We start from the raw sequence: 22,960 nt of genomic DNA, 5'->3' as shown, positions 1-22,960 counted from the left end.
TACCTATTCCCAATTGTGAGACAGGTCGCCTTTCACGATGTTTAAGGCACCACTACAACAAGGGATGAAAATGATGAAACACTCAGTCAAACTCGCGGTTGCCGGCTCTCTGCTGGCCTTTTCCGGCAGTGCTCTGTCCGGTTACGAGATTGAATTGTCAGAGAACGACAAGCTGATTTTCGGCGGATATATCAAGGTGGATGCCCGATACGTGGACGGGGATGTGGCCTATAAGGACTTCTGGACTGGCGGTGGTACTCCTCTGGAGGAGAGCGCGTCCCAGTTCCGCATTTTTGCCAACGAGACCCGTTTCAACACCAAGTACATCCACGGCGATGTGACCGGTTTCATTGAGATGGATTTTTTCGGCACTGGCGGCAACCAGGTTATCTCCAACTCCACCAGCCCCCGTATCCGTCACGCCTTCGTCAGCTACAAAGGTATCCTGGCCGGCCAAACCTGGACCACCTTTATGAACACCAGCGCCATTCCTGAGTCTGCCGACTTCGCCGGTGCCCTGGTGGGCCTCTCTTTTGTGCGTCAGGGACAAATTCGCTATTCCGCTGGCGGCTTCCAGGTTTCGGTGGAGAACCCCGAGACCTTTGGTGGTGATACCTCCAACGACAGCATGCCTGATGTGGTCGGTCGTTATAACTTCAAGGGAGACTGGGGTAACGTCAACGTCTCGGTTTTGGGCCGCGAGCTGAATACCACGGGCGGCAGCAGCGAAACCGCTTTCGGTGCTTCTATTGCAGGTAAGATCAACACCTTCGGTAAAGATGACTTCCGCTTTCAGTACCACCAGGGGGAGCTGGGCCGCTACATCTCCGGTGGCGCTGCCATGGACGTAGTGGGTGAAGAGGTGGAAGACACCACCGCCTGGCTGGCGGCCTATCGCCACTACTGGACTGACACCCTGCGCTCTACCGCGCTTTATGGTTGGGTGGAGACCGACGTCACCAAGGTTGAGCGCAGTCAGTGGGGCGTCAACCTGTTCCAGAACCTCACCAAGGAGCTGGCCATCGGTTTCGAGGTGGGTCAGTTCAAGATGGAGGAGGTCGACAAAGACTCCTTCTATGGTCAGTTCTCCATGCGTTACGCCCTGTAGCGCACCTTTCGGCGCGACGGGGATTCTCCCCGTCGCCCTCTGTGACACCCCAGTCGGGCAGTGGATGCCCCTACCCAAGAATCAGGAGTTTGGGAATGACAGATTCCATCCTCAAAGTCGAGCACGTCTCTCTCGCCTTCGGCGGGGTCAAGGCGCTGACCGACGTCAGTTTTGAAGTGCCCCGGGGATCGGTGTTTTCCATCATCGGCCCCAATGGCGCGGGCAAGACCTCCATGCTGAACTGCATCTCAGGTCGTTACCGCCCCCAGAAGGGGGCCATCCATTTTGACGGGCGTGAGGTGACCCACTTGCGGCCCAACGACCGAGCCGATCTGGGGATTGGCCGGACCTTCCAGAACCTGGCGCTGTTTGGCCATATGACGGTGCTGGAAAACATCATGGTGGGTCGGCACCACCTGATGAAGAACAACTGGGTGACCGGCCCCCTCTACTGGTTCTCTCCGGCGGAGAAAGAGGAACTGGCCCATCGACGCGAGGTGGAGCAGATCATCGACTTTCTCGACATCACCCACGTGCGTAAGTCGGTGGCGGGCACCCTCTCCTATGGCCTGCGCAAGCGAGTGGAGCTGGCCCGGGCCATGGCCCTCAAACCGAAATTGATTCTCCTGGATGAGCCCATGGCGGGGATGAACCTGGAGGAGAAGGAGGATATGGCTCGCTACATCCTCGATCTCAATGAGGAGTTCGGCATTACCGTGGTGATGATCGAACACGACATGGGTGTGGTGATGGACATCTCCCACGAAGTGATGGTGCTGGACTTCGGTAAGAAGCTGATCAGCGGACTCCCCGAGCAGGTGATGGCGGATGAACACGTCAAACGCGCCTATCTGGGCCTGGAAGACGGTGACGAGATGCAGGAGGCAGGCTGATGAGTCAGGCATTCAACGCGGCCGATCACGGCTTTGAGATGGGCGAGCTCAATACCTTTCCCAAGATTCTGCGCCACAACGGCCAGCACTGGCCCGGTGACGTGGCGATGCGGGAGAAGGAGTTCGGTATCTGGAACGAATTCACCTGGGCCGACTATTTGGACCGGGTCAAGTGGATGTCTCTGGCTCTCCATAAGCTGGGAATCCAAGCTAAGGACACCATCGCCCTGCTGGGGGACAACCGCCCCGAGTGGGTGTGGGGCGAGCTGGCGGCGCACACCCTGGGCTGCTACTCGGTGGGAATATACCAGGACTCTCTCCACGAAGAGGTGGCCTACCTCATCAACCTTTCCGGCACCAGTGTCGTGATCGCCGAGGATGAGGAGCAGTGCGACAAGCTGTTGGAGCTGGAGGATCAGATCCCCGGCGTAAAATACATCGTCTACTGCGACCCCAGGGGGATGCGCAAGTACGACGACGAGCGACTGGTGGATGTGGAGGACCTCTACCGCATCGGTCGTGAGCAGGAGAACAATCACCCCGAGCAGTTTGACCAGATGGTGGATGCCACCAACCCCGACGAGGTGGCCATCTACTGCACCACCTCAGGCACCACCTCCAAGCCCAAGATTGCCCTGCTCAAAGGGGGCAACTTCATCAAGCACTGCAGTGCCTACCTCAGAGCGGACCCGCGCAGCGCCGGTGACAACTATGTGTCCGTACTGCCTCTGCCCTGGATCATGGAGCAGGTGTACGCCGTGGGTCAGGCGCTCATCGCCCGTCAGATCGTCAACTTCGTCGAAGAGCAGGAGACCATGATGGCCGATCTGCGGGAGATTGGTCCCAGTTTCGTGTTGCTGGCACCACGGGTGTGGGAGCAGATCCTGGCGGACGTGCAGGCGCGGATGATGGACTCCACTCCGCTGAAGCAGAAGCTGTACGACTTTGCCATGAAACGGGCGGAGCGGGCCCTGGACCAGGGCAAACAATCCACCCTGGCCGACTGGCTGCTGATGAAGGCACTGCGCGATCGTCTGGGTTTCTCCTTCCTCAAATCCGCCGCCACCGGTGGCGCTGCCATGGGGCCGGATACCTTCCGCTTCTTCCAGTCCATCGGTGTGCCACTGCGTCAGCTGTATGGCCAGACGGAGATGTGTGGCGCCTACACCATCCACCACGCCGATGACGTCGATTACGACAGCGTCGGGGTGGCCTTCGACAACGCCGAGGTGAAGGTGATCAACGCCGATGCCGAAGGGCTGGGCGAAGTGGTGGCCAAGACCGAGGGGATGTTCTGCGGCTATCTGGGCAACCAGGCCGCCTATGATGAGGATGTTCGCGAGGGCTGGATGCACACCGGCGATGCCGGTTACTTCAAGGAGTCCGGTCATCTGGTGGTGATCGACCGCATCAAGGATCTGGCCCACACCAGCACCGGCATTCAGTACTCCCCCCAGTACATCGAGAACAAGCTGAAGTTTTCCAGCTTCATCGGTGAAGCGGTGATCCTGGGCAAGAACCGCCCCTACCTGTCCGCCATCCTCTGTATCCGTTTCTCCATCGTCGCCAAATGGGCAGAGCAGCAGGGGCTGGCGTTCACCAACTACATCAACCTGGCCAGCCTGCCGGAAGTGTACGCCAAGCTGGCTCAAGAGGTGGAGAGGGTCAACGCCACTCTGCCACCGGCGCAGAAGATCGCCAAGTTCGTGCTGCTCTACAAGGAGCTGGATGCGGATGACGGTGAATTGACCCGGACCCGTAAGGTGCGCCGTGGCGTCGTCGCCGAGAAGTATGGCGACATCATCGACGCCATCTACAACGATGAGGCCCAGGTGGACATCGACACGGTGATCACCTTCCAGGACGGCTCCAAGACCCGGGTTCAGACCCAGCTGGAAGTGGCCACCCTCATTGAGCAACCCAAGGGCCAAGAACCGGGCGATGAGCAAAGGAGAGCATCATGAATTTCGAGCTGTTACTGCAACTGGTGGTCAACGGACTGATCGTTGGCCTGCTGTACGGGGTGGTGGGGATGTGCTTCGTACTGGTGTACAAGTCGACCCAGATTGTGAACTTCGCCCAGGGTGAATTCCTGCTGGTGGGCGCCTGGACCTGCTGGGCCCTGCTGGTGTACCTGCAGCTGCCGTTTTTTGTCGGCTTTCTGCTGAGTCTGGCCTTTATGGCGGTGTTCGGGGTGGCGCTGCAGATGATCGTCCTAAGGCCGATGATTGGCGAGCCGATCATCTCGGTGATCATGGTGACCATCGGTCTCTCCATCTTCTTCCAGTCCCTGACTAAGTGGATCTTCGGGGTGGCACCGGAGAGCTACCCCAAGGTGTTTGATACCCAGAGCATCAACCTGTTTGGCCTGAACATCGAGCTGGCGTACCTGATGAGCACCGGCATCGCCATCCTGATCATGGTGGGCTTCTACCTGTTCTTTACCCACTCCAAGCATGGCCTGGCGATGCGCGCCACCGCCTTCGACCAGCAGGTGGCCCAGTCCCTGGGGATCTCGGTCAAACAGGTGTTTGCCATGAGCTGGGGCATCGCCGCCACGGTATCGGCCACCGCCGGTGTGGTGATTGGCATGGTCAATGGGGTCTCCGACTCCCTGTCGGTGATGGGGATCAAGGTGTTCCCGGCGGTGATCCTCGGTGGTCTGGATTCCATTGTCGGTGCCATTGTCGGCGGCATCACCATCGGTGTGCTGGAGAATCTGGCGGAGTTTGTCGACAGCCAGTACCTGCACGTCGGCAACATGTACGACATTGCACCCTTCTATGTGCTGTTGGTGATTCTCTGGTTCAAGCCCTACGGCCTGTTCGGCACCAAAGACATTGAGCGGATTTAAAAGGAAGTAACCATGAGTTTTATTGTGAAAGGAGTGCGCCATGTCTAGCCCGGTCATGCGTCCATGCGGCGATTTTCGCACCAGCTATAAGCAGGACAACACCATCTTCGAGACGCGCACCATCCACTGGATGACGGTGGCGGGGATCGCCCTGGCCTGTCTGGCCCCCTTTGTGCTGGACGCCTACTACCTGACCCTGTTCATCCAGATCTCCTACCTGGGGATCGCGGCTCTGGGCCTGAACATCCTGGTGGGCTACACCGGGCAGATCTCCCTGGGACACGGCGCCTTCTTCGGGTTTGGTGCCTTCGCCTCCGCCTGGCTTAATACCAGCTTTGGCATTCCGGTGTTTCTCTGTATTCCCCTGGCGGGCTACCTGACCATGGGCGTGGGCATGCTGTTCGGCATGCCGGCGGCGAGGATCAAGGGGCTGTATCTGGCCATCGCCACCCTGGCGGCCCAGTTCATCATCGAGGACTTCTTCGGCCGCGCCGAGTGGTTCTCCGGCGGCAGCGCCGGGTCCATGGCGGAGCCGGTAAACCTGTTCGGCTTTGTGTTCGATACCGATGAGGCCTTCTTCTACATCGCCCTGTTCGCCCTGGTGTTCATGTATCTGTGGGGCTGCAACCTGATGCGCAGCCGTGATGGCCGTGCTTTCGTGGCGGTGCGCGATCACTACCTGTCCGCAGAGATCATGGGGGTCAAGCTGAATAAGTACCGGCTGCTCTCCTTCGGCATCTCCTCCTTCTACGCCGGCATCGGCGGTGCCCTGTACGCCCACTATCTGGGCTATGTGTCCGCAGAAGGTTTCACCATCTTCATGTCGGTGCAGTTCCTGGCGATGGTGATCATCGGTGGCCTGGGATCGGTGAAGGGCACCCTGTTGGGCTGCATCTTCATGGTGCTGCTGCCCGAGGCCCTGGAGGGGGGCGTTGGCCTGCTGAAGATGACTGACTGGGGCAACATCCCCATGGTGGTGGACGGCCTGGCCTACATCAAGGAGATGGCCATCGGCCTGGTGATCATCCTGTTCCTGATTTTTGAACCTCAGGGACTGGCCCACCGCTGGCAGCAAGTGAAGAACTACTGGAAATTCTACCCCTTCGCCTACTAGGGGAGTGTAATCCTTCCTCCCGGTTTGCCGGGGGGAGCGCGGGGATGCCGGGCGGTCGGGCATCCCCAACAACGGAAAACGGGCCTGTGGCGCCCGCAAACAAGGGATGACAACTATGTACAAGAAATCTGCGATCTTCGCCGCCACCGCGGCCATGATGATGGGTGCGCCGGCTCAGGCTGAAGAGTCGGTCTTCGTCGGCCATCTGGCGGACATGTCCGGACCTACCGCTTTCGTGGGCAAGGTGTACGCCGATGGCGTGCGCGATGCCATGACTTACATTAATGCCAATGGCGGCATCAGTGGCACCAAGCTGGAGTTTGAGACCATCGACTACGCCTACAAGGTGCCTCAGGCGATCGCTTCCTACAAGAAGTGGAAGTCCCGCAAAGGCATGGTGGCCATGCAGGGTTGGGGCACGGCTGACACCGAAGCGCTGATCTCCTTCGTGGCCAAGGATGAGATTCCGGTGTACTCCGCCTCCTACTCCGGTCACCTGACCGACCCCATGGGTAAGAACCCCAAGACGGCCAAGCCAGCCCCCTACAACTTCTTCTACGGCGCCTCTTACTCCGATGCCTGTCGTGGCCTGGTGCAGTGGGCCGCCGAGGACTGGAAGGCCAAGGGCAACAGCGGTAAGCCCAAGTTCACCCACATCGGCGCTAACCACCCTTATCCCAATGCGCCCAAGGAGGCGTGCGCCATCTACGCCAAGGAGCTGGGGTTCGAGGTGATGCCCCCTGTGGTGATCTCCATGAAGCCCGGTGACTTCAAGGCTCAGTGCCTGAGCCTGAAGAGCTCCGGCACCAACTATGGCTACATCGGCAACCTGGGTGGTTCGGTGTTGTCCCTGGTGAAGTCCTGCAACACCGTCGGCACCGACATCCAGTTTATGTCCAACATCTGGGGTGGCGACAAGAAGGTGTTCGAGGCCGCCGGTGAAGGCATCAAGGATTACATCTTCCCCACCATGACCCCCTTCTGGACCGACGAGGTGCCCGGCATGTCGCTGGTGCGGGAGATCTCCAAGGTCTCCGATCCCTCCGGCAAGGAGGAGCGTCTGCACCACTACATCCGTGGGGTGTGCTCCGCCTACTACATGAAGGAGGCGATGGAGTGGGCCAAGGCCAACGGCGGCATTACCGGTGAGAACATCAAGAAGGGGATGTACGCCCGTAAAAATTGGGTGCCTGCCGGTCTGGAAGGGGTCTGTCTGGCCGCCAACTGGAGTGCTGAGGATCACCGCGGCATCAACCAGGTCAACATCTACAAGGGCAACTACAACGACGGCAACGTTCAGATTGAGCGCGTCAGCCAGATGACCCTGGAGCGCCGTGACGACTGGCTGGGTTTCTGAGCCTGGCGAAGTAACAGATAAGGGGGGCACCCCGGTGCCCCCGGTCAAGGAATAAAGGAGTCCCCATGACAGAAGCTGCAGTTCAGATTCAAACCGAGGAGCCGGTGCTGGCGGTCAACAACATCGAGGTGGTGTATGACGAAGTGATTCAGGTGCTTCGCGGCGTCAGCATCGAGGTACCCAAGGGCAAGATCGTCACCCTGCTGGGCCCTAACGGTGCCGGCAAGTCCACCACCCTCAAGGCAATCTCCGGCCTGCTGAAGACCGAAGATGGCGAGGTGACCCGGGGGGACATCCATTTTATGGGCCAGCGCATCGATACCGCCCATGCGGAGGAGATCGTCCGTGCCGGCATCTTCCAGGTGATGGAGGGACGCCGCATTGTCGAAGACATGACGGTGATCGAGAATCTCAAGCTGGGGGCCTATACCCGCAGCGATAACGAGGTGGCACAAGACATCGAGATGGTGTTCGAGTACTTTCCCCGCCTCAAAGAGCGCACCGGCCTGGCCGGTTACCTCTCCGGTGGTGAACAGCAGATGCTGGCCATCGGCCGGGCCCTGATGGCCCGCCCCAAGATGATTCTTCTGGATGAGCCATCTATGGGCTTGTCACCTCTGCTGGTAAAAGAGGTGTTTGGCATCATCGAGAAGATCAACCGCGAGCAGGGGATCACCATGCTGCTGGTGGAACAGAACGCCAATTACGCCCTCAAGGCGGCCCATTACGGCTACATCATGGAGTCGGGCAAGATTGTGCTCGACGGCACCCGGGAACAGCTGCTGAACAATGAGGATGTGAAGGAGTTCTACCTGGGTGGAGGCAATGAAGAGCGTAAGAGCTTTAAAAACCTCAAGTCCTATAAGCGGCGGAAACGTTGGCTCTAAGGAGGTTGGTATGTGCGAGTTTTTCGACGACAAGGAGTGCCTGGACCCGCAGGAGCGGGAAGCGGGCCTGTTGGCGCAACTGGATGGTTTTATCGACTTTGCCCGGGGCAGCAGCCCCTACTTCGGCGCGCTGCTGGCTGAGCTGAATGGCCCGGTGGGCAGCCGGGAGGCGCTGGCCAGACTGCCGGTGACCCGCAAGTCTCAGCTGATTGAGCTGCAGGAGGAGCGCGGCCCCTTCGGAGGGCTGAACCCGGAGGGGGGCAGGGTGGAGCGACTGTTCCAGTCTCCCGGTCCCATCAACGAACCGGAGAACACCAGTAATGACTGGTGGCGCATGGGCCGGGCGTTTTACGCCGCCGGCTTTCGTCCCGGACAGCTGGTGCAGAACTGCCTCTCCTATCACCTGAGCCCAGGCGGTTTTATCCTGGACTCAGGCGCTCGCGCCTGCGGCTGTACCGTGATTCCCGCCGGCCCGGGTCAGACGGAGTTGCAGCTGGAGATCAACGCCAGTCTGAAGCCTCAGGGCTACTGCGGCACGCCGTCGTTCCTTAAGATTCTGCTGGACAGGGCGGCGGAGAGGGGGCAGAGCCTCTCTTTCACCCACGCCCTGGTGACCGGCGAGGCCCTGCCCGGGGCACTGCGCAGAGTGTTCCAGGAGGCGGGCATCGAAGTGCGCCAGGCCTATGCCACCGCCGACATCGGCCTGATTGCCTACGAGAGTGAGCCGGACCAGGGGCTGGTGCTGGCGGAAGACATCTTGGTGGAGATCGTCCGTCCCGGCAGCGGTGACCCCGTGGCCGACGGCGAGGTGGGCGAGGTGGTGGTCACCAGCTTCAATCGTGACTATCCGCTGATCCGGTTCGCCACCGGTGACCTCTCTGCCATGATGGACGGCCCCAGCGATTGTGGTCGCAGCAATGGCCGCATCAAGGGCTGGATGGGACGGGCGGATCAGACCACCAAGGTCAAGGGGATGTTTGTCCACCCGGTTCAGCTTGAGCGCCTGCGCAGCCGGGTGGCAGGCATGAGTCGCATCCGCGCCCTGGTGGAACGCCAGGCCCACAATGACCAGCTTACCTTGTTGTGTGAACCCCAGGCGGCGCCACCCTTACCCGAGTCGGAAGTGGCCACTTTGGCCCGCGCCCTGCTCAAGCTGGGCGTCGACGTAACCTGGGTGGAGCCCGGCAGCCTGCCCAGAGACGGCATCGTCATCGAGGATCGCCGTCCTGCTCCCTGATAGTTTCCCTAGTAACCTTTGACTGTAGTGGTTTGCCGGTGCACCTGCACCGGCTTTTTTGTGGGCCTGGACAGGTGTGGTTTCTCGATCCTGTGGAATATCGGCTCACTGATTATTGGACGGTTTGAAATTCCATAAAACCCCGAGAAACCCAATAAAGGAACCCAAGGCTAAAAATAATACGCAAAACAGCTTGGCGGATTCTTCAAAAATGGCAGAGACGATGGTCCTTGGTTCGTGGGTCGCATCGATAAAGGTATGGGCCACATAGAACGCGAAGCCTATAACAAACAACTCAAGAAGCATTCGACAGCGAACTATGCTCGGCAAAATTGACGCCATGATGAGTAATGCAACCACGCCATAGAGTATGACAATGACATCATTCCAGTTTCTATAGATGCCTGAGTCTAGGTATTGAGCAAGGACAGTCCCAAAGCGTTCATGAAATTGAAGCAGCTCATCTAAAGCGAGAATTCCGAAACCCAGAGTCATGATTACCCAGGGCCAGACATTGGGATCTTTTGCGCGAACGGTTATCGCCAATGAGCCCAGAGAGAAGGCACTGGCCATGGCCAGATAGATGGCTGACAAAGCGGTGATCGCACCATCTTCGTTGACGAAGTGATAGTCAGGGTGTTCTCCAGATGGAATAGCAAAAATCGCCAGTACGATATAGGCAAGAGTCGAGGCAGTAACAAAGGCAATAATAGGGTTGACCTTGGGAAGATCCGTCTGCTTTCGATAAGCGACTGCATCCCGCAATTTGTAACTGAAGCTGTTGTTCATATCTGCACCCGCTGATAATGATTGGATTAGTCTTGCTTGCTACACAGTGTTGATTTTTCTTGATTTAGTATTTTAGAACAGAAAAAGAGAGTTGTTGGTAACACTCATTTGTCATCGGCCATCACAAGGCGATTTTGGGAACAGTTGCCAGTAGATATACCCCGATATAAAACAATGTATTACACCCAATGAAAAGAGATCATAATCTCGGTGAGTGGGGATAATTCTAGGCGGATAGATAAGGTGTCGGTCGACGCGGCGCTCAAGGTGTGAATCTGTAACCCGGCCTCTGGAGCGGCAATCTATTTAACAATAAGAAACTGGCTAAAAAAGAATAGCTTAGATCAACAAAGCCATGGCTGGGTTGTGGCACCTTAGGTGAACAGGCGTTATATCGCGGGTAAGGAAAGGGCAAAGCCACATGACTGCACTATGTTTCGAACAGCTAAAACGACGTCATCGCCTTGAGCGGGAGATCTACCCAGAGGGGTTGAATCTGAGAGTCCATCGGGCGCTCAGCTGGCTAGACAAAGCGGAAAGCTGTGAGGATGACGACAGCAAACTGATCTTTCTGTGGATCGCCTTTAACGCGGCCTATGCGTGCGATATCCCCATAAAGTACCGGCCCGGTGAGCAGCATGTCTTTGGCGAGTTCATCAGTCGCCTTAACGCTCATGATAAGCAGGAGCGTCTGTCGCAATTGGTGTGGCAGAGCTTTACCGGGCCCATCCGAGTTTTGCTGGATAACCGGTTTGTGTTCCAGCCCTACTGGGACCATCTGAATGGCAAGCTGAGCGAAGAGGCGTGGAAGGCCAGCTTTGCCCGTGCCAAAAGGGCGGCCTCGAAGGCGCTGAGCAACAATGACACGCCCAAACTGCTTTCCATCGTATTGGCGCGAGTCTATACCCTACGCAATCAGCTGGTGCATGGTGGTGCGACCTGGAACAGTGGCATCAACCGCAACCAGGTCAGGGACTGCACACATCTGATGCAGGCACTGGTGCCCAGCATCATCAACATCATGATGGATGCTGCTCAGTCTCACTGGGGGGATCCCTACTACCCAGTGATCAATGATTCTTGAGTCGACGCCACTCAGTGAGTCACTCTGCGCCGGTTTTGTGCGGTCGCGAGTGTTTTGGCCATCTATTTGATAATTCGCAATTTATATATGGATAACCCTAGGGTAAAGTGGGCCCCTTATTGCAGGTGAGAGAGCAATCATTGTGTCGGGTAACAGAGGGGAAATGAATCGGATCCGATAAATGCATAACATCTCAATTCGTAACAAGATAGCCATTCTGGCTGCCATCTGCCTGATCCTGGCCCTTGGGACCATGGTCAGCTTCTTTCTGTACGACTCCAGTCAGTCCCAGGTGCTGATTCGCCAGCAAACCTCCGACAATCTTCGCCAGTCGGCCCGTGACTATGTGGGTGCCCTGGCCTCCGAGCAGGCATCCCAGGTTCGCAGTGTCATCGAGCGTCACCTGTTCCGGGTTGAGGTGATTGCCGAGTCTGTGTTGAGCATGCGCGCCGACTCATTGCGGCAAAGTGGCGACACGGCTAACTTGCGTCGGCATCTGAAAGAGTACATTCACCATCTGGTAGAGGCGCACAATGACATCAAGGGCATCTTCCTGGTGATGCGCCCCGACGGTCTGGATGAGCAGGACTTTCAGTTCCATGACAATTTTGCCCTGGCTTCGAACGAAAAAGGGCGCTTTGCCCCCTATTGGTATCGAGACGCCAGCGGCAAGCCGGTGCTGCAGGTCGTGAACGAGCAAGATGTCCGCAACAGCAGTCCCACCAAGCAGGGCATGCCACAAAACCAGTGGTTCAGTTGTCCGGTGGAGCGCGGTCGCGCCTGCGTGCTGAACCCCTATGTGGATGAGGTGGGCAGCGATCAGGAGTTGATCACCTCGGTTACCCTGCCGCTTATCTCCCAGGGTGAAATTATCGGGGTGGTCGGCATCGATCTGTCGGTCGCTGCCATGCAGCCGCTGATTGAGCAAGTGGACAGCAAACTGGTGTCCGGAAAAGGGCAGGTGGCGCTGGTCAGCCAGGATGGGTTCGTTGTGGCCAATGACACCGACTCCGCACTTTTGGGTCAGGGAAAGGCAATGTTGCCCGAACCCATTCAGGCGGCACTGAAGCAGCAGCCGGGTAGCTGTGAGTGGAGTGACGATCTGGCCTCCCTGTATGCTGTTCAGAGCATCCCCTTCAGTGGCACAGACAGTAGCTGGACCCTGGCCTTCAGTGCTCCGGCCGAGCAGGTGCTGGCCAGTGCGCTTGCCCTGGACAAGAGTATCGCTGAGCACAATGACACCGTGACCTGGCAGGCTCTGATGGTTGCCGTCGTCATCACCCTCCTATCCCTGGGGATCATCTGGATAAGCTCCCGGTATCTGGTGCGTCCCATCTGGAACATGACCCACAGACTGCAGTCCATCGCCTCAGGCGAATGGGACCTGACTCAGCGTCTGACCATCGAGCATCGGGATGAGGTGGGCACCTTGGTGCATTGGTTTAATCAGTTTCTGGAAAAGCTGCAAACCACGGTGCAATTGATCGATGAGTCGGTCAATCAGGGGCAGGCCACCTCACAGCGAGCCTCTGAGATTGCTGCGCGCACCAGTGACAGCAGTCAGCAGCAACTGCTGGAGATGGAGCAGGTGGCCACCGCCCTGGAGCAGATGACCGCCACCGCCAACAGTGTGTCAGAAAACGCCGTTCAGGCCGCCGATGCCGCAGGCGATGCCAGCGAGGCGGCTGTCGAGGGGCAACAGGTGGCCGGCGACACCAGTGTGGCGGTACAGTCCCTGGTGCAGGATGTGTCCGAGGCGATGCCCATGGCCCGTCAGCTGGAGCAGGAGAGCCAGAACATCGAGTCCATCCTCAAGGTGATTCAGGAGATCGCCGAGCAGACTAACCTGCTGGCACTCAATGCCGCCATCGAAGCGGCCAGGGCCGGGGAGCAGGGACGCGGCTTTGCTGTGGTCGCGTCTGAGGTTCGGGCCCTGGCAGAACGCACTCAAGAGTCGGTGGGCGAGATCCGCCGGTTGATTGAGCTGTTGCAGGGCGGTACCCGTAACGTCGTCCAGGCTATTAGCAGCGGCAACGACAAAGCCCTGGCCGCAGTCAGCCAGGTACAGGCGATGGATGATGCCCTCAAGGTGATCGTGGAGCACATCCGCCACATCACTGACAACGGTGCCATGATCGCCAACCTGGCTTCGGAGCAGAGCAGTGTCGCCAATGAGATCAGTTTGAACGTCAGCAACATTCGTGAAGCCAGCCGTTCTATTGCGACAGAAGCGGAAGCCTCGGCGGGACTCAGTGAGGAGTTGCAGCAACTGTCGGTGGAGCAGAGGCAGATTGTGACCCAGTTTAAAGTGTAGCGCTCATCCCGGTGTCGAAGGGCTCTGAGAATCAGAGCCCCATTCTGTCGAATGGCTCTGCACGCCTGTTGTTAAGGGCCAGCAAATCTGCATCCAATTTGCAATTTTATTGGGTTAATAATTATCCAGATAACAAGATTCAGTTCCAGAGTGTGATTTGTTTACAACCCTGAGAATGAAATAGTCACGCATACTTTACAGTGTAAATACACATATATAGATTTGAATCCATTTCGTTAGTTAGTCACAGTGCCAGGCGGCTGTAGAACGATGGAACAGACAAACTTTATTCACCGCAAGATCTCTTTTATCTCAGGAAGTTGCCTGATTCTGGCCTTGGCCATTCTGGTCGCTTTTTCCCTTTTTCATTCCGGTGAACTGCAGAAGCTGTCACGGCAACAGACAACCGAAAACCTTAAGGCTTCTGCTGAAAGCCATCTTCAGGCCCTGGCGGCTGAGCAATCCCAGGTGGTGAAGGCGATCATCGACAAGAACCTAGTAAGGGCTCGTGCGATGGCGCAAGCGGCGTTGTTTATGCGTACTCAATCCGCCCCCGGTGCCGAGGCACGGGCCCAGATAAATGCATTCTTGAAAAGCAGCCTGCTTGAGTACAAAGACGTTCTCGGTGTCTACATGGTGTGGAACCAAGACGCTTTGGGGCGGGACGCGGAATTTATCGGCGATGACGAGTTGGCATCCAACAGTGTTGGTCGCTTTACCCCTTACTGGTACAGGGAGGGTGAGGGCCAGATCGGGCTGGAGGTGATGCTGGAAGAGGACCTCCATGATACGGCTCTGAATGACTACGGCATCCCCGAGGTTGAGTGGTATCAGTGTGCTGTGCGCCAGAGGAAGGCTTGTGTGCTAGACCCCTATCTGGATGATGTCGGTGACAATGAGATGTTGATGACCTCAGTCACCTATCCTCTGCTCCAAGGGGGAGAATTGGTGGGCATGCTGGGCATCGACATCTCCCTGGCCGGATTGCAGCCCCTGATCGAATCTGTGGACTCCCGTCTGGTAGACGGAGAGGGTGAAGTGGCCTTGGTCAGCCAGGCGGGCATCCTGGTGGCCCGTGATAATGGGGATGGCCTGGGGGCTCCGCTGCCGGCCGCGGGGCAGATCGGCCGAGATCAGGTAATGTCCTGGCTGGGTTCCAATCAGCCTTTGATTCAATGGAGTGACGATGGCGAACAGCTTAGAACCTGGTCTCCGGTTCGTTTTGAAAATGCCGCTACCAGCTGGGGTTTGGTGCTAAGTGCACCCTCTAAAAAGGTTTTGGCTGCAGCAGTAGATCTGGACCGAAAATTGACTCAACTGACGAGTGTGGCTTTCCGTCAGGAGATCATCGCTGCAACTGTCATTGCTTTAACGGCCTTGTTGATGGTGTGGTTTACCACCCGTCGGTCGGTCAAGCCTATCCGAACGATCACAGAGCGAATCGAGACCATTGCCTCTGGCGAGTGGGATCTGACCCAGAGGTTGTCGCTGAAGAGTAACGACGAGATTGGGGTTTTGGCCCACCGGTTTAATCAGTTTTTGGAAAAGCTCCATGAAACAGTCAGTGCGATTGAACAGTCCGTAAATAGCGGAGAGGCCACTTCCCTTCGAGCCTCAGAGATTGCAGTGCGAAGCAGCAGTGGCAGTCAGCAGCAGATGTTGGAGATGGAGCAGGTGGCCACCGCTCTGGAGCAGATGACGGCGACCGCCAACAGCGTATCAGAAAATGCCGCCCAGGCTGCAGATGCCGCAGGAGATGCCGGAAACGCAGCCGCCGAAGGCCAGCGGGTGGCGACCGATACCAGCTTGGCGGTGCAGTCTCTGGTGCAGGATGTGTCGGAGGCGATGCCCATCGCCCGACAGCTGGAGCAGGAGAGTCAGAACATCGAGTCCATCCTCAAGGTGATCCAGGAGATCGCCGAGCAGACCAATCTGCTGGCCCTCAATGCCGCCATCGAAGCGGCGCGAGCCGGGGAGCAGGGCCGCGGCTTTGCCGTGGTGGCGTCCGAGGTTCGGGCCCTGGCGGAGCGCACTCAGGAGTCGGTCGGGGAGATTCGCCGGTTGATTGAGCTGCTGCAGGGCGGCACCCACAATGTGGTCCAGGCGATCAGCAGTGGTAACGACAAAGCCCTGACAGCGGTCAGCCAGGTGCAGGCGATGGACGACGCTCTTAAGGTGATCGTGGAGCACATCCGCCATATCACCGAAAACGGCACCACGATCGCCAGCCTGGCCTCGGAGCAGAGTAGTGTGGCCAACGAGGTCAGCCACAATGTCAGCAACATTCGAGAAGCCAGCCGCTCTATCGCCTCGGAGGCGGAGGCCTCCGCCGGCTTAAGCGAGGAGCTGCAGCAACTGTCGGTGGAGCAGCGTCAGATAGTCACTCAATTTAAGCTATAGTGACCCGGACACAGACAGTAACAGGGGCCCAGCCAGGGCCCCTTTTTTACATGATAACGATACTGCTGTAGCCCTGAGACTGGTAGCCGATGAGGGAGATAAAGGTGTTGCCCACCGGCTCGATGCCGGGCAGTAGCTGGCTGTTGTCGACCCCAAAGAGCTCGGTGGCGATAGAGCAGGCCTCCATGCGAACGCCCCTGGCTTTAAGCCGCTGAATCTGAGAGGCGATTTTTTGGCGTGCAGGGTTATGGCCATCCTGACCATGGATAAACTGTACCGATGCTCCCCGGAATGCGATGACAAAGTCGGGAGCTGTGCCTTGCGCTGTCAGCCCATCATGGGTCATCTCAATCACCTGCAGGTACAGCGGCAGTTTCTCCAACTCTGACAGGTTGATGTCAAACAGTGCTTTGCCTTGTGCCACCCCTTTCAGTGCTTGAGTATCCAACGGACGCTCTGTCGCATGAGCCGAGACCAGATTGAGACAGGCCAACAGGGGCAGACCAATGAGAAGCAGTTTTCTTATAGAGGGCATGGTGTTTCCTTGCGCTGAGAGGTGTTGAGGCAAGGATAAAGGGAAGAGCCAACCCTGTATATAAGAATTTTCTTAATTAGAGAAAATTAAAGTTCGTGTCACGAAGGCGATTTCTGCTGATAGAGGGCGGCAAGCCGCGGGTGCGGCTTGCCGAAGAGGGACTTTAGTCAACCAGGCCGTACTGCTCCTTAAGAATCTGGATGATCTCCGCTTTAGGGTTGTCGGACAACACCAGCTTCTGGCCGGTGATCTTCTCGGCGATGTCCACATAGGTTCGCGAGACCGCCATCAGCACCGATTCCGGCAGGTCGTTGTCACGGGCCAGGGCCTGACGCTCATCCATGCGATCTTTGTTGAGCAGGATATCCGGATCGGGGAAGTGGCTCAGCAGCATCTGGCGGAAGCCCTCCTTGGAGTTCTCCACGACGATGCCGTCCCGGTAGCCGGGGCCGTCCCAGATGCGGGAAGAGTCGGGAGTGCCAACCTCGTCCATGTAGATCAGCTTCTCCTGACCCTGGCTGTCGGTGACGTAACCGAACTCGAACTTGGTGTCGACAAACACCTGGTCCAGCTTGCCCAGGGCATCGCTGATGACGTCGAAGCCCTCTTTGAGCAGTTTTTCGTACAGGTCGATGTCTTCCAGGGTGCGGAAGTTGAAGGCCTGGTAGTTGTCGACGATGTTCTGACGGGTGATGTTCACGTCATCCGCTTCTGGAACCCCGGGAATGCCCTTGAGGATCCCCTTGGTGGAGGGAGTGATCAGCAGCTCCGGCAGTTTCTGATCTTTTTTCAGACCTTCCGCGATCTGGATGCCACAGAACTCACGCTCTCCCTTGGTGTAGCTGCGCCACATGGAGCCGGTGATGTACTGGCGGCAAATGGCCTCAATCATCACCGGGCGGGCTTTTTGCACAATCCAGACGAAGGGGTGGGGAATGTCCAGGATGTGGCTGTCCGCCAGGCCCTGCTCGCGGAACAGTCTAAACCAGTGGTTGGAGATGGCGTTCAGGGCGGCGCCTTTACCCGGCACTCCGGACAGGCCGTTTTCGCCATGCCAGATGCAGTCAAAGGCGCTGATGCGGTCACTGATCACCATGATGGCCAGGGGGGCATCGGCGGCGACGTCATAGCCCTTTTCCTTGATCAGGCGAGCGCTGTCTTCGGGGGTCAGCCAATAGACGCTGCGTACTTTGCCGCTGTGAACCGGCTGATCGGTACGGATAGGAAGATCGTTGTTAACGGCCAAAACTTTATCGGCGAGACTCATGACAACTGTCCTGTTTCTATGAGGTTGTAGGGTTGCGCCAGAGGCAGTGGGAGCGCAGTGTTCAGGGTGCGAATCCGGGGTAGGGTCCGGGGAGATCCGCGAGCTTTCCTGTTGTAGTTGAATTATGAAAACTCAGCGTTCTAAATTTCGCACAATGATGAGGGCGAACAGCCTGTTGTTTTTGCTGTTTTAGGCTTAGCCTTCCCCTACTTCAGCGGTAGAGATAGGGTTCATTTTCTGGGTCTGGCACTCCAAGTCACTTATGTAACTGGCAAATTCTGATGCGCGCCGGCTGTTTTTATCTCTGTTGGCGTGGCGTTTGCCGTCGCAATCAGTGGCGGGAATCATACCAGATATTGAGGGCGGCTCCATGGTGAGCGCTTGAAAAACCACCGATTATGGTCGAACACATTGTTCTCAAAAATGACCAATGGTCATCTCCTGCTCTCTGCTTGCCCAGGATTCTTTGGCAGTGTGCCAGATTCGCTTCTAGTCTTAGAGGTTATCGCTGAGGTGGAAACCTTTTATAGCTCAGGCTTCTGCCCGGTGCCGTTCTCAATGCGGTAAGTGGGATGTCGCCTATGACCATAGCCATCGTCCTGATCGCCCTGTTGCTTGCCTCTCTCTGGTTTCACTTCGCCGGAGGCTGGCAATTGCCCGAGCTGGCCTCCAACTGGGGCGACATTGACCTGACCATTGCCATTACCCTGGCCATCACCGGCCTGGTGTTTATTGCCGTTGTGGTGTTTATGGCCTGGGCGGTGTACCGCTACCGTTATCGACAGGATCATCAGGCGGAGTATCAGCCGGAGAACTCCCGGTTGGAGTGGTGGCTGACCGGGCTGACTGCCGTGGGGATCACCGCCATGCTGGTGCCCGGTCTCTACGTTTACTCCGATGTCGTCAGTGTGCCCGATGACGCTCATCAGGTTGAGGTGCTGGCTGAGCAGTGGAGCTGGAAGTTTCGCCTGCCGGGAGAGGATGGCTCGCTTGGCCGTACCGACATCCAGCGCATTACACCGGACAACCCCTTTGGCATCGATCCGGCCGATCCCCTGGGACAGGACGATCGCCTGGTGACCGCCAATCGGCTTCACCTGCCTCTGGATAAGCCGGTCCAGCTGCTGCTGCGCTCCAAAGATGTGCTCCACGATTTTTACGTCCCCCAGATGCGCAACAAGATAGACGCCGTGCCGGGCATCGTCTCCTCCATGTGGTTCACCCCGACTCGACCAGGGGAGTTTGAGATCCTCTGCGCCGAGCTGTGCGGGGTGGGGCACTTCAACATGAGAGGCAGCTTGCTGGTGGAGTCGCCAGACGCCTTTCAGGCCTGGGTGGCCGGACTGCCGACTTTCGCCTCCAGTATGACCGCCTCGGTGTCCAGCGATCTCAGCCCTCAGGCCAGGGAGGGGGAAGCTCTGGCCAGCTCTCAGGGTTGCCTGGCCTGTCATGGCTTCGAGTCCAGTCCGCTGGCACCCAGTTGGCTGGGCCTTTATGGCAAGCAGGAAACCTTGTCTGACGGCAGCACCGTTCTGGCGGATGACGCCTACCTGATTGAGGCCATACGGGACCCCGGCGCTAGCCTGGTCCAGGGGTATGCCAACGTGATGCCCCCCTATCCGACACTGACGGATCTGCAGTTGGGCGCCATCATCGCCTATATCCGCGAGCGGGGCGGGGAGGCCGGTGTCGCACCGCCGTCTCAAGAGGCGGGCGACGTCGAGCCGTCTTCACCGGTGCCCCTGCCTGAAGAGGCAGCCGTCGAGCCCCTATCCGGAGAGCAGTTGGCGCGCAGCAAGGGGTGCATCGCCTGCCACAGCATTGATGGCAAACCGGGGGTGGGCCCCAGCTGGCTGGGCCTGGCGGGCAGTGAGCGGCGACTGACCGACGGTCGCACCCTGATGGCCGATGAACCATACCTGCGCCGGGCCATCGCAGAGCCAGCGGCAGAGCTGGTGGAGGGGTATCAGCCCCTGATGCCCCCGATGCCGTTGACCGAGGAAGAGACCCAGGCACTGATTCTGTATATCCAGGAGCTGGCGGACAGCCCCTGACAGGAGGCGAACATGAGCCAGGAGTTTGATCATCCGGCGCCCACAGGGTTCTGGCAAAAGTACGTATTCAGCCAGGATCATAAGGTGATCGCCATTCAGTACACCCTGACCGCCGTGGCCGTCGGTCTGGTCGCTTTGGTGCTGTCTCTGTTTATGCGTCTGCAACTGGGTTTTCCGGACCAGTTTGACTTCATTGATCCCGCCTCCTACTACCAGATGATCACCATGCACGGCATGATCATGGTGGTCTACCTGCTGACGGCCCTGTTCCTGGGGGGCTTTGGCAACTACCTGATTCCCCTGATGGTTGGTGCACGGGACATGGTATTCCCCTTCCTCAATATGCTCAGCTACTGGGCCTATCTGGTGGCGGTGCTGATTCTGATGGCCAGCTTCTTTGTCACCGGCGGTCCCACCGGCGCGGGCTGGACCCTGTATCCGCCCCAGGCGATTCTCCAGGGCACCCCGGGTGTGGATGGTGGCATCGTATTGATGCTGGCCTCACTGGCGGTGTTCATCGTGGCGGCCACCATGGGTGGACTCAACTACGTCACTACCGTGCTTCAGGCTCGCACCCGTGGGATGACCCTGATGCGCATGCCCCTGACGGTATGGGGGATCTTTATGGCCACCATCATGGCGCTGCTGGCCTTTCCGGCGCTGTTTGTCAGCGCGGTGATGATGCTGTTCGATAAGCTGCTGGGCACCAGCTTCTTTATGCCCGAGCTTATCTCCCTGGGCCAGGCCACAGACTATGGCGGCGGCAGCCCCATACTGTTCCAGCACCTGTTCTGGTTTTTTGGCCACCCCGAGGTGTATATCGTGGCGCTGCCCGCCTTTGGCATCGTCTCCGATCTCATCAGTGTCAACGCCCGCAAGACCATCTTCGGTTACCGGATGATGGTGTGGGCCATCGTCATTATTGGGGTACTCAGTTTCGTGGTCTGGGCGCACCACATGTATGTTTCCGGAATGAACCCCTACTTTGGCTTCTTCTTTGCGGTGTCTACCCTGATCATCGCCGTGCCCACCGCCATCAAGGTGTACAACTGGGTACTGACCATGTGGCGGGGCAACGTGCGGATGACGGTACCCATGCTCTATTCGGTGGCCTTCGTACTGACGTTCGTCTTCGGCGGCATGACCGGGCTGTTTTTGGGCAATGTGGTGGTGGACCTGCCCCTGTCCGACACCTACTTCGTGGTGGCCCACTTCCATATGGTGATGGGGGTGGCGCCCATCCTGGTGATCTTCGGCGGTATCTACCACTGGTATCCCAGCGTCACCGGCCGCATGCTCCATGACGGCCTGGGCAAGCTGCATTTCTGGATTACCTTCCTAGGCACCTGGGCCATCTACTTCCCCATGCACTACCTCGGGGTGCTGGGCCTGCCGAGGCGCTACTACGCCTACGATGACTATGCCTTCATTCCTCCTGAGGCTCACAGCATCAACGCCTTCATCACAGTGGCGGCCCTGATAGTGGGTGTGGCTCAGCTGCTGTTTCTGTTTAACCTGGCCTGGAGTTACATCAGAGGCCCTAAGGCCAAGCCCAACCCCTGGCAATCCGCCTCACTGGAGTGGCAAACCCCCACCCTGCCGCCCGGTCACGGCAATTGGGGGCCGGAGTTGCCCGTAGTCTACCGCTGGGCCTATGACTACAGCGTGCCCGGTCATCCTGATGACATGGTGGTACAGACCGATCCCTGGCAGGGCGGCGACGCTTTGCCGGGGGATGCCCAGCCGGAGGTGAGCCGATGAAACTGCTGGATACGTTGATGCAAAAGCCCTGGCAGGATTCTGGCTACCTGCCGGAGGCTGCGACGCCCAGAAATGCCGGCTCCATCGGACTGTGGGTGGGGCTGGCGGTCATCACCTCGCTGTTTGTGCTCTTTATGCTGTCCGCCATCATGCGCTCTCAGTCCCCGGACTGGCAGCCGCTGACCGAGCAGCCCTGGCAGCCGCTGTTTGACCTGACGCCTTTGTGGATCAACACCCTGGTATTACTGTGCTCCTCCCTGGTGATGCAGCTGGCCTGCCTGCAGCGGCGCGAGGGCGGCGGCATGTTGGCCATGGCGGCGGGGCTTATCCTGGCGCTGGTGTTTCTGGTGGGGCAGTGGTTGGTATGGCAGGCTTTTGCCGAGCGTGGTTTTGGACTGCAGAGTGGCCCGGCGGCAGGATTCTATTTCCTGCTGACCGGCCTGCACGCCGTGCATCTGGTCGCCGCGTTGCTGGTCATCAGTTTTGTCCTGCCGGAGCTGTGGCGGGACACTGGCCTGGGGCGACTCAGGTTGCTGACCCGCTATTGGCACTATCTGTTCCTACTCTGGTGTGTGCTGTTTGCCCTCATCAGCCGGCCGCCGGCCACCTATAAACTGCTGGCAGCTCTCTGTGGAATTGATGTCGGAGGCTAAGATGAACGCTCTGCAACAGTTGGTCAGTGATTGGTCCGGGGATCGACGTACCTTTCAGGTTCCCTGGGGCAAGGCGATGATGTGGATCTTCCTGCTCAGTGACACCTTTGTCTTCGGATCTTTTCTGGTGGGCTACATGGTGGCGCGGATGTCCACCACGGTGCCCTGGCCCATCCCTTCCGAGGTGTTTGCCCTGACCGTAGGCGGTGTGACCGTTCCCCTGCTGCTCATTGCCATCATGACCTTCATCCTGATCACCTCCAGCGGCACCATGGCGATGGCGGTGAACTATGGTTACCGCAAGAACCGCAAGGTGGCGGCGGCCCTGATGCTGGCGACGGCGGTGCTGGGGGCCAGCTTTGTGGGAATGCAGGCGTTCGAGTGGAGCAAGCTGATTGAAGACGGTGTTCGTCCTTGGGGCAATCCCATGGGGGCCTCTCAGTTTGGCGCGGCGTTCTTCATGATCACCGGCTTCCACGGCCTGCATGTCTCCATCGGCGTAATTCTGCTGTTGGTGGTGGCCAATAAGGTGCGGCGAGGGGACTACGAGGCCAGCGGTGATTACGGCATTGTGGAGACCACCGGTCTCTACTGGCACTTTGTCGATCTGGTCTGGGTCTTTATCTTTGCCTTCTTCTATCTGTGGTAGGAGG

Annotated in this window: 18 protein-coding genes; 15 read left to right on the top strand and 3 right to left on the bottom strand. The window is 58.2% G+C overall.

Features of this window, described 5'->3' with window-relative positions:
• Positions 1-73 precede the first annotated feature (73 nt).
• From G505_RS0111050 to G505_RS0111015, 8 genes are all read left to right on the top strand, one after another.
• Complete coding sequence (locus G505_RS0111050; RefSeq protein ID WP_425402181.1) at positions 74-1,108, top strand: DcaP family trimeric outer membrane transporter; 1,035 nt, start codon at positions 74-76, stop codon at positions 1,106-1,108.
• 95 nt (positions 1,109-1,203) lie between these two features.
• Positions 1,204-2,001 carry an ABC transporter ATP-binding protein gene (locus G505_RS0111045; RefSeq protein WP_028109607.1) on the top strand — a complete coding sequence of 266 codons (798 nt, stop codon included), beginning with the start codon at positions 1,204-1,206 and terminating at the stop codon, positions 1,999-2,001.
• Positions 2,001-3,965 (top strand): long-chain fatty acid--CoA ligase, encoded by a 1,965-nt coding sequence (locus G505_RS0111040; protein ID WP_028109606.1) that lies wholly within the window; start codon positions 2,001-2,003, stop codon positions 3,963-3,965. Before G505_RS0111045 ends, G505_RS0111040 begins: the two co-directional genes overlap by 1 nt.
• Complete coding sequence (locus G505_RS0111035) at positions 3,962-4,855, top strand: branched-chain amino acid ABC transporter permease (RefSeq protein WP_028109605.1); 894 nt, start codon at positions 3,962-3,964, stop codon at positions 4,853-4,855. The genes G505_RS0111040 and G505_RS0111035 overlap by 4 nt, the downstream gene beginning before the upstream one ends.
• 40 nt (positions 4,856-4,895) lie before the next feature.
• Positions 4,896-5,969, top strand: coding sequence for a branched-chain amino acid ABC transporter permease (locus tag G505_RS0111030; protein WP_028109604.1), 1,074 nt, complete (start codon positions 4,896-4,898; stop codon positions 5,967-5,969).
• 115 nt (positions 5,970-6,084) lie between these two features.
• Complete coding sequence (locus tag G505_RS0111025) at positions 6,085-7,326, top strand: ABC transporter substrate-binding protein (protein ID WP_028109603.1); 1,242 nt, start codon at positions 6,085-6,087, stop codon at positions 7,324-7,326.
• Positions 7,327-7,391: 65 nt separating this feature from the next.
• Complete coding sequence (locus G505_RS0111020) at positions 7,392-8,213, top strand: ABC transporter ATP-binding protein (RefSeq protein ID WP_028109602.1); 822 nt, start codon at positions 7,392-7,394, stop codon at positions 8,211-8,213.
• A gap of 10 nt (positions 8,214-8,223) precedes the next feature.
• Positions 8,224-9,450 carry a phenylacetate--CoA ligase family protein gene (locus tag G505_RS0111015; protein ID WP_028109601.1) on the top strand — a complete coding sequence of 409 codons (1,227 nt, stop codon included), beginning with the start codon at positions 8,224-8,226 and terminating at the stop codon, positions 9,448-9,450.
• Positions 9,451-9,555: 105 nt separating this feature from the next.
• Here the strand turns inward: G505_RS0111015 and G505_RS0111010 are convergent, their stop codons facing one another.
• On the bottom strand, positions 9,556-10,239 hold the full coding sequence (locus G505_RS0111010) for a hypothetical protein (protein ID WP_028109600.1): 684 nt from the start codon (positions 10,237-10,239) through the stop codon (positions 9,556-9,558).
• Between the two features lie 421 nt (positions 10,240-10,660).
• Here G505_RS0111010 and G505_RS0111005 point away from each other — a divergent pair, with 421 nt between their 5' ends.
• The 3 genes from G505_RS0111005 to G505_RS0110995 all read left to right on the top strand — a co-directional run bounded on the left by G505_RS0111005 (position 10,661) and on the right by G505_RS0110995 (position 16,037).
• Positions 10,661-11,323, top strand: coding sequence for a HEPN domain-containing protein (locus G505_RS0111005; RefSeq protein WP_028109599.1), 663 nt, complete (start codon positions 10,661-10,663; stop codon positions 11,321-11,323).
• A 181-nt stretch (positions 11,324-11,504) separates the two neighbouring features.
• Positions 11,505-13,637 carry a methyl-accepting chemotaxis protein gene (locus G505_RS0111000; RefSeq protein ID WP_028109598.1) on the top strand — a complete coding sequence of 711 codons (2,133 nt, stop codon included), beginning with the start codon at positions 11,505-11,507 and terminating at the stop codon, positions 13,635-13,637.
• A 270-nt stretch (positions 13,638-13,907) separates the two neighbouring features.
• The gene (locus tag G505_RS0110995) at positions 13,908-16,037 is read left to right on the top strand and encodes a methyl-accepting chemotaxis protein (RefSeq protein ID WP_035385330.1); all 2,130 of its coding nucleotides are present in this window, start codon (positions 13,908-13,910) and stop codon (positions 16,035-16,037) included.
• Positions 16,038-16,083: 46 nt separating this feature from the next.
• On the opposite strand, the gene G505_RS0110990 is transcribed toward G505_RS0110995, so the two are convergent.
• The gene (locus G505_RS0110990) at positions 16,084-16,572 is read right to left on the bottom strand and encodes a DsrE family protein (protein ID WP_028109596.1); all 489 of its coding nucleotides are present in this window, start codon (positions 16,570-16,572) and stop codon (positions 16,084-16,086) included.
• Between the two features lie 163 nt (positions 16,573-16,735).
• A complete protein-coding gene (locus G505_RS0110985) occupies positions 16,736-17,839 on the bottom strand; it encodes a phosphoribosylaminoimidazolesuccinocarboxamide synthase (protein WP_028109595.1) in 1,104 nt (367 codons plus the stop codon).
• A 581-nt stretch (positions 17,840-18,420) separates the two neighbouring features.
• Here G505_RS0110985 and G505_RS0110980 point away from each other — a divergent pair.
• The 4 genes from G505_RS0110980 to G505_RS0110965 are packed head-to-tail and all read left to right on the top strand — an operon-like array spanning position 18,421 to position 22,956.
• Positions 18,421-19,893 carry a cytochrome c oxidase subunit II gene (locus G505_RS0110980; RefSeq protein WP_028109594.1) on the top strand — a complete coding sequence of 491 codons (1,473 nt, stop codon included), beginning with the start codon at positions 18,421-18,423 and terminating at the stop codon, positions 19,891-19,893.
• 12 nt (positions 19,894-19,905) lie between these two features.
• On the top strand, positions 19,906-21,654 hold the full coding sequence (locus G505_RS0110975; protein ID WP_028109593.1) for a cytochrome c oxidase subunit I: 1,749 nt from the start codon (positions 19,906-19,908) through the stop codon (positions 21,652-21,654).
• On the top strand, positions 21,651-22,307 hold the full coding sequence (locus tag G505_RS0110970; RefSeq protein ID WP_028109592.1) for a cytochrome c oxidase subunit 3: 657 nt from the start codon (positions 21,651-21,653) through the stop codon (positions 22,305-22,307). The genes G505_RS0110975 and G505_RS0110970 overlap by 4 nt, the downstream gene beginning before the upstream one ends.
• A gap of 1 nt (position 22,308) precedes the next feature.
• Positions 22,309-22,956 carry a heme-copper oxidase subunit III family protein gene (locus tag G505_RS0110965; protein ID WP_245568365.1) on the top strand — a complete coding sequence of 216 codons (648 nt, stop codon included), beginning with the start codon at positions 22,309-22,311 and terminating at the stop codon, positions 22,954-22,956.
• Positions 22,957-22,960: the final 4 nt, after the last annotated feature.

The organism is Ferrimonas futtsuensis DSM 18154, assembly GCF_000422645.1.
Lineage (GTDB): Bacteria > Pseudomonadota > Gammaproteobacteria > Enterobacterales > Shewanellaceae > Ferrimonas > Ferrimonas futtsuensis.
This window is presented reverse-complemented; position numbering and strand designations above follow the sequence as displayed.